Origin of the sequence: Spiroplasma eriocheiris, assembly GCF_001029265.1 — a bacterium.
Taxonomy (GTDB): Bacteria; Bacillota_I; Bacilli_A; order Mycoplasmatales; family Mycoplasmataceae; genus Spiroplasma; species Spiroplasma eriocheiris.
In genome coordinates, this window is sequence record NZ_CP011856.1 from 457,025 (window position 1) to 471,115 (window position 14,091).

The following is a 14,091-nucleotide window of genomic DNA, read 5'->3' on the forward strand; positions in this document are numbered from 1 at the left end:
TTGGAAATTAGTGATATAATGTACTAAGTTGTTAAATAATTTACATTAGTTTCATTTACAGATAATTCTAAATGTATATAGCTAGCGATTGGCAAGATTCCATAGCAATTTTATTATTTTGACAGCTATATCGATAAAGGAGAACGAAATGAATTTTAATGAATTAAATTTAAAACAAGAATTGCACCGAGCAATCTTAAAAACGGGTTATGTGAAGGCAACGGAAATTCAGCAAAAGGCAATTCCTGTTGCCATTGATAATTACGATATTATTGGAAAATCACATACCGGAACCGGAAAAACAGCGGCCTTTGTTTTACCAATCTTACATAATTTAGATGTTAATTTAAAAAAACCACAAGCAATAATATTATGTCCAACCCGCGAATTAGCAACCCAAGTGCTAGATCAGGTTCGTAAATACGCGTTATTTTTACACGGAGTAAATGCAACATTATTATGTGGAGGATCACAAATTAAAAGCCAAATTTATGCTTTAAAAAAAGCAAATGTGGTAGTTGGAACCCCTGGACGGATTGCCGATCATCTTAATCGTCATACATTAAGATTAAATAATATTAAAACAATAGTATTAGATGAAGCAGATGAAATGTTAAAAATGGGCTTTAAAAAAGATATTGATTTAGTCTTTAATAATGCGCCCCAAAATTACCAAACCTTATTATTTTCAGCAACAATGTCAAAACCAGTGTTGGAAATTGCTAATACTTATCAAAAGAACCCAGTTAGTATTACGGTTCAAAAAAATACTCTCGAACAAAACAATATTAATCAATATTACATTGATACGTATGGACTAAATAAAGAAGAAGTGTTAATTAAGTTATACCAAGAATTAAAACCCAAATTAAGCATTATCTTTTCAAATACTAAAATGTATACTGAAAAAATTGCTAAATTATTAGCTAGTCAGGGAATTAAGTCTCGAGTTATTAATGGTGATAAAAAACAAGGTGACCGTTATCGTTCAATGCAAGCTTTTCGAAATCAAGAAGTTAGTGTCCTAATTGCCACAGATGTTGCAGCACGAGGAATTGATGTTGATGGAGTTGATTATGTTTTTAACTATGATTTACCTGTTGAATTAGAAAGTTATACGCACCGGATTGGACGAACTGCTCGTGCTGGTGCTAAAGGAACGGCAATTACTTTTATTAATTCTCGTAATAGTTTGAATGATTTACGTAAAATTGAACAATATCAAAAAAAAGCAATTAACCCTTATGATATTAGTAGTTATAATTTGACAAAAGATTTTTCAAAATCACATTCTAGTTCCATGCCAAAATTTAAAAAAGCATTTGATAGTAAAAATAACCGTTCATGAAATAAACCGTCAAAAACTAAAAAAGAATGGAATACTAAGCATTCAACTACTAAGAACCATAAAGATTATCAATTTGATTATCGTTTTAAAAAAACTAAATAATTATTAGTAAAACTTCTTATTTATAGGAAGTTTTTTATTATTTTCATAAATATGAAAAAAATAATAATTATATAATTTACTAAAATTTAAACTCTATATTTATTGAATATTTTTTAAGATAAAAAATGTTTTTTTTTTTTTTTTGCAATAATGAAATCTATTGTTTTTACTAGACCTTTTAATTAACATTAATTTTAGGAAAGAAAGATATATGTATAAGTATAATAAATAGTTGCGATAAACAAAATAAGTCTTATGAAAGACTAATTTATGCTTATCAAAATATCGATTTCCAATTATTTATAGAGGTTAAGAAATTAAAATAGAATTAAGAGAGGTATTTTACATGAAAAAATTATTAGATATTTTAGGAGCTGTTGGTTTAACAGCAACTGGTGCTTCATCAGTTGTCGCATGTAACAAAGAAGACAAAAATGATACACCATCAAATGATTTAACTGATTCATTTAAATCATCATATGATGCAAGCAACGCTGTAGCAGATATGGGAAAATATGGGGTTAGTGCTAAAGACGACAAATATAATTTTGATTCTGCAAACATTGATGTTGCTACAGTTAATACATTATTAACTACTGGACAAGCTGAAGGTGCAAAAATTAAAAGTGTTGCTCTTGAAGCAAGTGCAGCTGTACCAACAGCGGCTGATCAATTAATTGCTTTTGTGTCAGGAACAGCTACTGATTTAGTAGCAACAGAAGATGGTAAAGTTGAAGTTACATTAACTTTAACAGAAGCAAAAGCTGTTGAAGATACTACTGTAAAATCAGCACTAGTATACGCTGATGAAACAACACCAACTACAACATATAAATGAGAAAAAACTGATACAACAATGGAAGTTAAAATTAGTGTTGTTGTAAAAGAAGTTACACCACCAGCAGAAAAAAAGATATTTCATCAGTTGTAATTACTGTTGGAGAACAAAAAGCAGATGCTGTGGCAACCATTACTAAAGAAGAAGCAGACAAAGCAATTGTTGCAATTAAAGATGCTGTTCAAAAAGCAATTGATGAAGTAGTTGCAGGAACAGTTCTAGATATTGATTACATAATTGATGGGATTACTGCAATTAAAGAAGGTGCTGATATGACAACTGGTGCAAAATTAACAGTTAAATCAAAAGATACATCAACTTTAATTCAAGGTAATACTGCAAAATTTACAGTAAATTTTACAGCTAATACTAATAGTTAATTATAAAATTAATTATTCCTTATCTTTAGATGTTTTATTTTAGAATAAAACATCTTTTTTTATTTTGATTAAATATGGAGAGAAGACATTTTAAAATAGCAATAATTAAAAAAATCGTATTTTTTTTTTTTTTTTGTATTATTACACATAGGAAAAGGTATATAAAATAGATAATTATTATTCCACCAATATTACGATAATTTTTTATTTTGTATATTTTCCTATTTTGCTAACAAAGAGAGGAAGATAAAATGAAGAAGTTATTAGCTATTTTAGGGGCTGTTGGTTTAACAGCAACTGGCGCTTCATCAGTGGTGGCATGTAGCAATAGTGACAAGTCAGAACCAACAGATGAATTAACAAACTTATCATCATATAATGATAAGCAAAAAGAACAAATTTCAGTAGCTATTAGTAATGCAATTGCTAATACAGCTAATAAAGCAGCTGGTGAAAAAACCGAAGCTTATAAAGCTATTAATGATGCCGTTATTGATAGTTTAAAACATATTTCAGAAGTAGAAGCTCTAAATGCAGTTAAAGTTCAAATTAATATTTTGGATGAAAACAAAGAAGAATTTACTACTCATCATGCTCAATTTAGTGATGGGGATAAAATTATTGTTAATATTAAAGCATTAGATGGATCAGAATTAACAGGTTCATTAGAAGTAAGTTTAACAGTAACAAGTAAAGTTCAACAACAAGATCTTACTAATTTAAAAGTATCTATTGATCCAATTGAAGTTGAGGATAATACAAAAGTTACTGATACTGAAGCAAACGATGCAAAAGACAAAGTTATTAAAGCTATTTCAGAAGCAGTTAAAAAATTGCAATCAACTGCAACTGATAAAGATTATACAGTTGATGGAATTGATAATATCAAAGCCGGAGATTTATCAAAAGGGGTAACATTAACTGTTAAAGCTGTTGATAAAAGTGAATTACTTAAAGGTTCTTCAAGCCCAATTAATGTAAAATTTAATTCTCAAGAAGTTAAAAAAACAGATCTTGGAATTATTTCGGTTCAACCTCTTGCAATTTCAGTTTCTAAAACAGATAAACTTGCAGCAAGTGATGTAGATTTTGTTAAAACAAAAGTACAAGGATTTGTAAAAACCACATTAGAAGATAATAGTGTTTCAGGTGCTATTGAAGGAACATATTATGATATTAATGGACTTGAAAGTATTAAAGCTGGTCAAGATATTTCTAAAGGATTAAAATTTACAATTACAGCAAAAGATGATTCTAAAATATTAACAGGTAAAAGAGAGTTTAATGTAACATTTAAACAACAAGAAGAAAATAAGGATCAGGGATTAGTTAATGCTATTAAAGCTAAAGTTGATGCTATTAGTGGTGAAAAGTTAACAATTTCTCCAGAAGGAAATGATCAACCTGCTGCTGAAACAGTAATTGAAAAATTAATTGATGGCGAAATTTCAGAAGCTAAAGCTGATGCAGAAGTTAAGTATGGATATGCTGATTTTAAAGCACCAACTGCTGATGAAAGTGGTTCAATTAAAGTAACTGTAACAATTACAAAAGGTGCTGCTTCTGCAACATCAAAAGAATTAACATTTACTATAAATTTTCATCAAGAAGAAAGTAAATAATAAAATTTAATATAAAATATTTAAAAAATATATCAATAATCAAATACGAAATTAATATAAAATAAATGTAAATACCTTTCTATAAATAATAAAAGTACCATTAAATATGTCATGATATTTAAGGAGGTACTTTTTATTTTATTAAGACAATTAAATTTTCTTTTGAATTTTTATGTTGTTATTTAAAATAATGGTACAATTTTAATAAATTATTGGTGGGTAATATAAATAGTAGGAAGGGAAAAGAATGAAAAAACAAAAAGAAGTTAGCAAGATTGGTTTTATTGTTTCTACCTTAGGAGCAGCAATTGGTTTAGGAAACGTCTGGGGATTTCCCACTTTATTAAAACAAGATGGGGGATTATCATTTTTAGTGCTATATATTTTTGCGTTAATAGTCTGTTCGGTACCCTTATTAATTTTTGAGTTTAATTTAGGGAATTTAAGACGGAAATCAGCAATCAGAATATTTGATGAAGAGAATCCAACGGTTGGAGGTTTTATGGGGTGATTTCAAGCGGGATTTATGTTTATTGTGGCTAATTATTATACTGTTTTAATTGGTTATGTGTTAATTTCATTAGTCCTTGAATTCACTAATTTAATTGCGATTCCAAGTTGGTTTAATAATAATATTTTAGAACCCGGGGGAGTTGGTGTTGCTGGGGATGCTAATTTTCAATGAATAGCTTATATAGCATTTTTAGTAATTATTGTGATTGTTGGTGCAATTATTTACTTTCGGAATAAAGGAATTGAAAAAGCAAACTTAGTATTTATTCCACTCTTATTTTTAATCTTATTAGTTTTATCAATCTATATTTTAACAGTCCCAGGGGCTTTGCAAGGATTAGGAACGGTTTTTCTTCCGACCCATAAAACAGCTGCTTCGTTTGGAAATGTCCAAGTCTGAAGTGATGCGTTTGGATTAGCAATTTTTACGGTTTGTGTGGGGTCGGGATTTATGATTATTTTTGCGGGGTCAACGAATAAAAAGCAAGATAATGCCAATAAAGCATGAATTTTATCAACCGGAGTGTTAACAATTTCGTTATTAACTATTATCATGGTGTTTGGATCCGCTGGGATTCTGGTCTATAACCAAAACCCTAATTTAAGTAGTATTAATGATTTTAGTAAAGCAATTGATGCTGAATTTCCGAATGGAGATGGGATGAGTTTTATTTTTAATGTCTTTCCGCAGGCCTTTAATGTTATTAACCAGAACACCGTGGTTGGGATCGGTAATTTCTTAGGAATCTTATTCTTTATTGCATTATTATTTGCGGGGTTAAGTAGTATTATTGCAATGGTAGAAATTAGTATTAACGCAATCTATACTAACTATCGGATTAAAGAACGCCAAATTGTGTTGGGAGTCATTGGGTTAATGATGGTAATTGGTTTAGTCTTAATGTTTAGTGAAACTAACCAGTTAATATATTCTTTCCAATCCTTAGCAGGCAGTGTTGATATGTTACTAATGTGTTTATTAGAAATTATCTTATTTGTCCATATTTACAAAAAGTTACAAATTATTATTGATAATAATAATGCGACTTCGTGAATTAAAATTAACAAGAGTTATCGGATTATTTTTTCATATTTAGTTCCAGTCCTAATTTTTGTTAATATCATTTTTATGCTTTATACTTTTGTTAGCCAAGGATTAGATAAAGCATGATGATTAAGTGTGTTAGCTGTCTTACTCGGGATAATTATTCCGGCACTCTTTAGTTGGTTATCAATTACCAAATTAAAAAAATATCAAATTAAACCAGTTACGCTTAATAGTAGAACAGTACCACAGGAGGGATTAGACGATGGGTCATAATGAAATTATTACATTAGTTATTATTATTGTTTTATTTGTTATTTTATTTAGTAGTTTTGTCTTTTTCATTTATCGTGATTGGTTAGCAACCAAAAAACACCAGGCAACAAGTGATGAAAGTGATAAAAAGAAACCATAAGGATTTTTTCTTGCTATAATAAAGTAAACAAGAAAAAAAGAGGAGACGAGGATTATTTTTTATTCAGTTGGTAGTGCAATTGTTGAGACACTCCAAGCATGGGGTTTTTGAAGTGCCATTTTGGCAACTATTTTTGTGATTTTTCTGGGGTGAATTTTAACCAAAAAACAAAAGTTTAAACCAACCTGGGATGTTGTTTTTATTAAAGTTTTAGTCACCCTGGGGTTACCATGTTTAGTATTTGACGGGTTTATGTCTGATACGAGTGTTGAACAAGTTAAAACAGAGTGTGCGGTATTATTAACGGGATTTTTATTTTATTTAATTATGTTAGTAATTGCCCGTTATTTTTATCTCCAATATGATAAAGATGTCCAAGATGCTTTGGGAATGAGTATGACCTTTGCGGCGACTTCGTTCTTTGGGATTCCAATTGTAACAGCTTTATTTCCTGGTAGTGAAAGCAAAATTGCTTCTAATATTTTTAATGTTCCATACCATATCTTTTTATATTCCTTAGGGTTTATTATTATGGGAAAAGTTAATCATCCAGTGCACATTTCTACTGACCAACCTGTTAAAGCAGTCAACAAATTTGTGTATGTTGGGCAAATGTTAAAGTTAAATTATAAAAAAATCTTTTTCAATCCAATTTTAATTGCCACAATTATTGGCTTTATTTTTTGAGTAACCCAGTTAATTCCGGGAATTAATGTTGTTCCCGACCAGATAAAGAATAGTTCGGCAAAATATTCACCCCTGCGATTAGATAATACTTTTCCCCCGCTCTTTACTGTTACTAAAACATTAGCTGGAGTTTGTACTCCTTTAGCCTGGTTAGCAATTGGAATTAATTTAGCAAAAGGGAAAATTACTCATATCTTAAAAGATCCCAAAGTTTGATATGGAACTATTATGAAAACTTTAATTGCCCCAGTCATTGGTCTAGGGCTAACTTGTTTGGTTGCTTTAATTGGTAAAGCAACCGGTGCTTGAACAACATCCACAATGGGGTTAACTATTATTGTTATAATGTTAGCAGCGCCCCCAGCCTCAGTAATTGTTGCTTACTCAATTAATTTTAATAAAGAAACATTATTAACAAGCAATCTTACTTTAGTATCAACGCTAATTTCAATTATCGCTTTACCATTTTGAATTATTATTACAACTGCCCTAGGCGCTACTAGTTTGTTTAGTTAAAACATAGGTTATTAATTAATTGATAACCATTTTTTTGTTTAAAATTAAGAATTTTAAATGGTTGACATTATTGGAAACTAATTAATATAATATTCTTGGAAAGAAAGACATAAATTATGAAAAAACGAACAGTACAATTAAAATCCCTTTCTATTCCACAATAAAGGAGAAGACCTATGAAAAAACTTTTAGCAATTCTAGGAGCTGTTGGTTTAACAGCAACCGGTGCTTCATCAGTGGTTGCTTGTAATAAGCCCGAAAATCCAAAACCTCCTGTTTTAGGTGGTTTAACAGCTAGTGATTTTAGCCAGGTGTTATTAAATGTTGATAGTAAAGAAAAACTTAACACAACAGTTGTGAAAGTTCTTGCAACCAAGGTGGAGAGTGCTCATCAAAAGGAAGTTAATGATAACCTCGATTTATTTGGGAATGCTTTTTTAATTACTTATAAAGGTTGAGATGGAACAAGTAGTTTAAAAAATGGTGATACTATTCATTTAACAATTACTAAAGCAAATGATGATCAAATTCGCGAGTTTTATAAAGACCAGCATGGTGATTTTATTAGTCCTGAACAATTAGCATTAGCGCGAAAAATGCAAGGCTATTTAGCAGGGACAAAATTTGATGGGGATGTTCTAATCTCTGATCAAAATTTCCGAAAAAATATTAGTAATCTTACTTTTCCCCAACCAATCACCGTGACTGGAAGTTCAGTCGCAACTCCCGGTCAGGTTAGCAAAGCTGATGTAACAAGTGCAGTTAACATGGTGGTACAAAATTTAATTGATAAGATTGTAACAGGAACTAAATTAGATACGGACTACCATACCGCAATAACTTTAGATGATGGAACGACGTTTCCCGCCACAGTTGATTTAAGTACTGCTAATCTTAACATTAAAATTACAGTGACTTCAATTTCAACTTCAACATTAATAACAGGTAATGCGAATAATAAATCAGCGCAATTAGCGCAAATTACAACCAATGTCTAATTAACTTAGACATTTTTTAATTCTTTATATAAATATTAAAAGTCATATTTATAAAATAATTTTTTTTATAAATATGACTAAATCCTTGTTTATGTAATTGTTAATTAATCTCCTATTAATTCGGTTTCCAACAGGATTGTAGCTTTTTGAAATAAACCGTGAATTGTAAAAAATGGTGACAACGGAATATTTTTTTCAACATTATTATCTAAATAAATCATATTAACGGTATAAAATTTGTCAGATCCATGATTTTCAGCATGAAATTCAAAATCTAATAATTTAAAATTATCATCAGTTAATATATTTTTAAATGTATGAACAGCATTTTGTGACAACGGCACAGCTGCTCTAATTTCACCATTAACAAGGAACCCAATTACCATAATAGCAATTCTAGGGTTTGTTAATAATTGCATTGCTTCATAACATTTATCATAAATATCTGTCATTGCAGTTAATTTACCATAAGCTGCATCACTAGTAATTTCAACTAATGAAGAATCAACAATAATTTCGTGAATTGGTTCGGAATACTCAATCGTAAGTTTTATATTAAATGTTCTTGTTTCTTGAACAGGAAGTTCTGCTGAAAAAGGATTTAAGTTGGTTTTTCCTTCCTGTTGGTTATTAGTATAAACTAAATAAGAATTCCAAATATAATGGAAAGTTGTTTCAGAAACTGGGATTCGTTTTCACTGACCTATTAATGTCTTAGCAACAAAGGAGTCGGTACTCATAATTTTGTGAAGATTATCCAATTGATCTTGGGGAATAAAGTGATTTCGATCTTGTTCATATGGACTAGTTTGATATCAATTTAACAATTTAATATTTCAATTTTTAATATTGTTTTCTTTTATATATTGAAAGGCTTCATTTAGTACTGCAACAAATTGTGGTAAATTTTGTTCAGCATCTCCCGTTGATAATGAGACATTATCAGTATTAAAATCTTTTGTTTTTAATTCTGTTGAGATGTTAGTTACTTTTTGGTTTAAGATTTGGCTATTTGTTAAGGCAATATTACTTGAAATACTACTAATAACTAGTGTTCCTAATAGAAATAATAATTTTTTCATTATTTATTTTTCCTCCATAATAATTTTCTATATAAAAATTATAACACTATAAAATATTTTTTAAAAATATTTTTAATTGGGGATTTATACTAAAATATTGAAATTTTAAAAAAGTTGAAATTACTTTTTATTGTTATTAAAGAGTTATTTTATGAAATAAAATTAAATTTGAAAACTATAAAAACTACTTAGTAATAATTCAAGTAATTAACTTGTATTTTTAACTTTTTAAATTATAATAAAGGATATAAATATAAGAGGAGTAGTTAATAATAATATTTTAGAGAGTTAATCAGGTGGTGCAAGATTAATATATTATGTTAATGAAGGTTGCTTATAAGATAAAATTAAATATCTTAATTAAGATAATAAATAATATTTAATTATTTATTAAAATCAGGATGGTACCGTAATTAAATTAATTGCTCCTATTATAGATTGATATAATAGGAGTTTTTATTGCAATAGAAGGGCAGGATTTACCATGAAAGAATTATTTGATAAAAAATACCAACCGCAAATTGTGGAAAAAGATAAGTATGAATTTTGAAAAGCAAATGGTTATTTTACCAGTGATGTTAATTCGCCCAAACCACCATTTGCAATTGTAATCCCGCCGCCAAATGTTACTGGCAAGCTACATTTAGGGCACGCCTGGGATACAACATTACAAGATTTAATTATTCGTTATAAAAAATTAAATGGGTATGATACTTTATATTTACCAGGAATGGACCATGCGGGAATTGCAACCCAAAGTAAGGTTGAAGAGCGATTACGAACAGTTAATAATATTTTACGGCATGATTTAGGGCGTGAAAAATTTATTGAACAAGTTTGAGCATGAAAAGAAGAATACGCAGATATTATTCGTAGTCAATGGGCAAAATTAGGATTAGCATTGGATTATCAAAAAGAACAGTTTACCTTAAACGATAATTTATCGTTAGCAGTCCGCAAAGTTTTTAGGGAGTTATATAATAAAGGTTTAATTTACCGTGGTTATCGCATTATTCCGTGAGATCCGCATCAACAAACGGCGCTTTCTAATATTGAAGTTATTTATAAAGAAGCGGAAGGGAAGATGTATTACTTTAAATACTTCTTAGAAAACAGTACCACTGAATATTTAACCATTGCCACAACTCGTCCCGAAACAATGTTTGCTGATCAATGTGTTATTGTTAATCCCCAGGATGAACGTTACAAAAAATATTGAAATAAAAAAGTTATTAATCCAGCTAATAATGAATTAATTCCAGTTATTTGTGATGATTATGTTGAAATGGACTTTGGGACTGGCGCTATGAAATGTACTCCTGCCCATGACCCTAATGACTATGAAATTGGCCTTCGCCATCACCTAGCAATGCCAATTTGTATGAACTTAGATGGTACTATGAATGAACTAGCAGGGAAGTATCAAGGCCAGGATCGCTTTGCTGCGCGCAGTAACTTAGTAACTGATTTAATTGCCCAAGGGTTAGTTGTTAAAATTGAAAATCATCATCACCAAGTTGGTTTTTCAGAACGCAGTGATACAATTGTTGAACCATATTTATCAAAACAATGATTTGTTAAAATGCAACCGTTAGCAAGGGCGGTTATTAATTTACAAAATAGTGCCGAACGAGTTAATTTTTTCCCGGAACGTTTTAATCGTACCTTGTTAACTTGAATGGAAAATATTCAAGATTGGTGTATTTCCCGTCAGTTATGATGAGGTCATCAAATTCCAGTATGGTACCACAAAAATGATGAAACAAAAATTTATGTTGGTGTTAATCCACCTAGTGACTTAGAGAACTGAACCCAAGATGAAGATGTTTTAGATACTTGGTTTTCTTCCGCCTTATGACCGTTTACGACCCTCGGGTGAAATTGAGATGAAAAATTATTTAATCGTTATTTTCCAACTAATGTCTTAGTAACGGGTTATGATATTATTTTCTTTTGAGTATCACGAATGATGTTTCAAGCATTAGAATTTACTGAGCAAAAACCATTTAATGATGTTTTAATTCATGGGTTAATTCGGGATGAACAAGGACGAAAAATGAGTAAATCATTAGGGAACGGGATTGATCCGATGGATGTGATCGACCAGTACGGAGCTGATACTCTCCGTCATTTCTTAATGACTAATAGTGCTCCTGGTCAAGACTTACGTTATTCCCAAGAAAAAATTAACGCGTCATGAAATTTTATTAATAAACTATGAAATGCTTCTCGTTATGTGTTATTAAACTTGCCAACTGGTTTTGTTCCGTGAACAGCTTTTGCCAACGAGATTGACCAAATTATTCATCAACACCAAGAAAATAATATTGATAGTTGAATTCTTAGTGAATTAACAAAAACTTTACATCAGGTTAAAGAAAATATGGATAACTATGAGTTTGTGTTGGCTGGCAAAGAGTTATATGATTTTGTGTGAAATAAATATTGTTCATGGTATATTGAACTTGCAAAAGTTAATTTAAATAGTAGTCAGCAAGAAGTGAAAGAAATTACTTTGCAAACTTTATACTATGTTTTAAAACAAATTTTAATTATGTTGCATCCTTTTATTCCATTTGTGAGTGAAGAGATCTACCAACACTTAAATTTACAACCATCAATTATGTTAGAAACATATCCCGATGTTAACTTTACTTATCCAGTTAATTTTTTAAATGATGTTATTATGATTATTCCCGCCATTCGTGAATTACGCAATGAGCACAATATTGGTCGGGATCATGAAATCAAAATTATTATTAATCCTCAAGCAGATTATTATGAGCATTTGAAAACTTACCAACCAGCGATTAATGAATATTTAAAAAAATTAGTTAACGCCGAAATTATAGAGGTTACTTATCAGTTGCCAGGAGGAGATTATATTTCTTTACCATTAACTCATTACACATTAGAAGTTATTACAGCTGGTTTAATTGACCGTACGGTGGAACAAGAAAAATTAAAACAAGAATTGGCTAAATTGGAACAAGAACTAGAACGGAGTCGCAATATTTTAAATAATCAAAATTTCTTAACCAAAGCATCTCCTGAGAAGGTTAAAGCTGAACAAGAAAAATATCAACAATATTTAAACCAATATGAACAAATCAAAGGAAAACTTTAAAATGACAACTGTAAATATTATTGGGGCTGGTTTAGCTGGGTGTGAAGCTGCCTATCAGTTAGCAACCCGGGGAGTTAAAGTTAAACTTTATGAAAGCAAGCGCATTAATAAAAATCCGGTTCAAAAATTAGATTATTTTGCTGAACTAGTATGTTCAAATTCGTTACGAAGTGATAATATCACCAATGGAGTGGGATTATTAAAAGCCGAAATGGCAATGTTGGATTCGCTAGTTATTAAAGCGGCCTATGCCAACCGGGTTCCAGCCGGGGGTGCCTTAGCTGTTGACCGTGAGGGTTTTTCGAAATATATTACGGAAGCGTTAGCTAATCATCCGAACATTGAAATTCTTGATCAGGAATATAACCAGATTAATGACAAAGAAATTACTTTAATTGCAACCGGGCCCCTTACAACTGATAGCCTCCAAGCAGCGCTTCGTGATTTCTTAGGCAAAGAATATTTTTATTTCTTTGATGCTGCCGCCCCAATTATTACCAAGGATAGTATTGATTTTAAGAAAGCATACTATAAATCTCGTTATGATTTAGGAGAAGGTAAGGATTATATTAATTGTCCGTTAACAAAAGCGGAATTTGATAACTGAGTAAATGAACTTGTTAATGCTGAAGTTGTGCAATTGCATGACTTTGAAAAAGAAATTTATTTTGAAGGTTGTATGCCAATTGAAGTAATGGCTAAGCGTAGCCAACAATCATTATTATTTGGTCCAATGAAACCAGTTGGTTTAGCAATGCCCAATGGTGCGAAGCCTTATGCGGTGGTTCAACTGCGCCAAGATAATGCCATTGATAGTTTATATAATATTGTGGGTTTCCAAACTAATTTAAAATTTCCCGAACAAAAAAGAATTATTCAATTAATTCCCGGATTAGAAAATGCGGTGATTGTTCGTTATGGAGTTATGCATAAAAATAATTTTATTAATTCCCCAGTTTTATTACAACCAACATTACAATTAAAAACAAATCCCCATCTTTTCTTTGCGGGACAAATTACCGGGGTGGAAGGCTATGTTGAATCTGCTGCGATGGGTTTGGCAAGTGCCATTAATATTTTTCGTTATGTTAACCAGCAAGCATTACTTGAATTTCCGCGAGAAACAATGATTGGTTCTTTAATTAATTATATTATTAATGCGAGTCCGGATAATTTTCAACCAATGAAAGCTAATTTTGGGATTATTCCTGATTTTACTGACCAAAAATTTAATTCAAAATTAGAAAAATACCAAGCTTATGGTTCGCGATCACTAACAGCCTTGGAAAACTTCATTAAAGAAAACGGAGTTTAATTTATCAACAATTATTATTTTCACCATTGGCAAGGTGGTTTTCAAATAAAACTGCTAGCAATTTACTAAAAAAGTTATAGAATAAGATTATATAGAAAAGAGA

The 14,091-nt window shown here is 30.3% G+C and carries 11 protein-coding genes; 10 read left to right on the forward strand and 1 reads right to left on the reverse strand.

Annotation, left to right across the window (positions count from 1 at the left end; all coding sequences use genetic code 4):
• Window positions 1-148: 148 nt before the first annotated feature.
• The 8 genes from SERIO_RS02165 (at window position 149) to SERIO_RS06640 (ending at window position 8,464) form a co-directional block, all read left to right on the forward strand.
• Complete coding sequence (locus tag SERIO_RS02165; protein ID WP_053040811.1) at window positions 149-1,450, forward strand: DEAD/DEAH box helicase; 1,302 nt, start codon at window positions 149-151, stop codon at window positions 1,448-1,450.
• Window positions 1,451-1,796: 346 nt separating this feature from the next.
• Window positions 1,797-2,381 (forward strand): lipoprotein, encoded by a 585-nt coding sequence (locus tag SERIO_RS02170; protein WP_047791268.1) that lies wholly within the window; start codon window positions 1,797-1,799, stop codon window positions 2,379-2,381.
• 29 nt (window positions 2,382-2,410) lie between these two features.
• A complete protein-coding gene (locus SERIO_RS02175; RefSeq protein ID WP_047791269.1) occupies window positions 2,411-2,668 on the forward strand; it encodes a hypothetical protein in 258 nt (85 codons plus the stop codon).
• A gap of 251 nt (window positions 2,669-2,919) precedes the next feature.
• Window positions 2,920-4,290, forward strand: coding sequence for a spiralin repeat-containing protein (locus SERIO_RS06630; protein WP_047791270.1), 1,371 nt, complete (start codon window positions 2,920-2,922; stop codon window positions 4,288-4,290).
• 247 nt (window positions 4,291-4,537) lie between these two features.
• Entirely contained in the window at window positions 4,538-6,124 is a 1,587-nt protein-coding gene (locus tag SERIO_RS02185; protein WP_047791271.1) for a sodium-dependent transporter, read from the forward strand.
• Entirely contained in the window at window positions 6,114-6,263 is a 150-nt protein-coding gene (locus tag SERIO_RS06555) for a hypothetical protein (RefSeq protein WP_158500490.1), read from the forward strand. Before SERIO_RS02185 ends, SERIO_RS06555 begins: the two co-directional genes overlap by 11 nt.
• Window positions 6,264-6,383: 120 nt before the next feature.
• Window positions 6,384-7,466 (forward strand): AEC family transporter, encoded by a 1,083-nt coding sequence (locus tag SERIO_RS02190; protein WP_236682172.1) that lies wholly within the window; start codon window positions 6,384-6,386, stop codon window positions 7,464-7,466.
• 176 nt (window positions 7,467-7,642) lie between these two features.
• Window positions 7,643-8,464 carry a lipoprotein gene (locus tag SERIO_RS06640; RefSeq protein WP_047791273.1) on the forward strand — a complete coding sequence of 274 codons (822 nt, stop codon included), beginning with the start codon at window positions 7,643-7,645 and terminating at the stop codon, window positions 8,462-8,464.
• Between the two features lie 104 nt (window positions 8,465-8,568).
• Here SERIO_RS06640 and SERIO_RS02200 read toward each other — a convergent pair whose 3' ends face one another.
• The gene (locus tag SERIO_RS02200) at window positions 8,569-9,546 is read right to left on the reverse strand and encodes a hypothetical protein (RefSeq protein ID WP_047791274.1); all 978 of its coding nucleotides are present in this window, start codon (window positions 9,544-9,546) and stop codon (window positions 8,569-8,571) included.
• A 484-nt stretch (window positions 9,547-10,030) separates the two neighbouring features.
• On the opposite strand from SERIO_RS02200, the gene SERIO_RS02205 reads away from it, so the two are divergent.
• Together SERIO_RS02205 and trmFO are read left to right on the forward strand one after the other, a co-directional pair.
• Window positions 10,031-12,673, forward strand: a complete 2,643-nt coding sequence (locus SERIO_RS02205; protein WP_047791275.1) for a valine--tRNA ligase — start codon at window positions 10,031-10,033, stop codon at window positions 12,671-12,673.
• A gap of 1 nt (window position 12,674) precedes the next feature.
• On the forward strand, window positions 12,675-13,988 hold the full coding sequence (gene trmFO, locus SERIO_RS02210) for a methylenetetrahydrofolate--tRNA-(uracil(54)-C(5))-methyltransferase (FADH(2)-oxidizing) TrmFO (RefSeq protein WP_047791276.1): 1,314 nt from the start codon (window positions 12,675-12,677) through the stop codon (window positions 13,986-13,988).
• Window positions 13,989-14,091 lie beyond the last annotated feature (103 nt).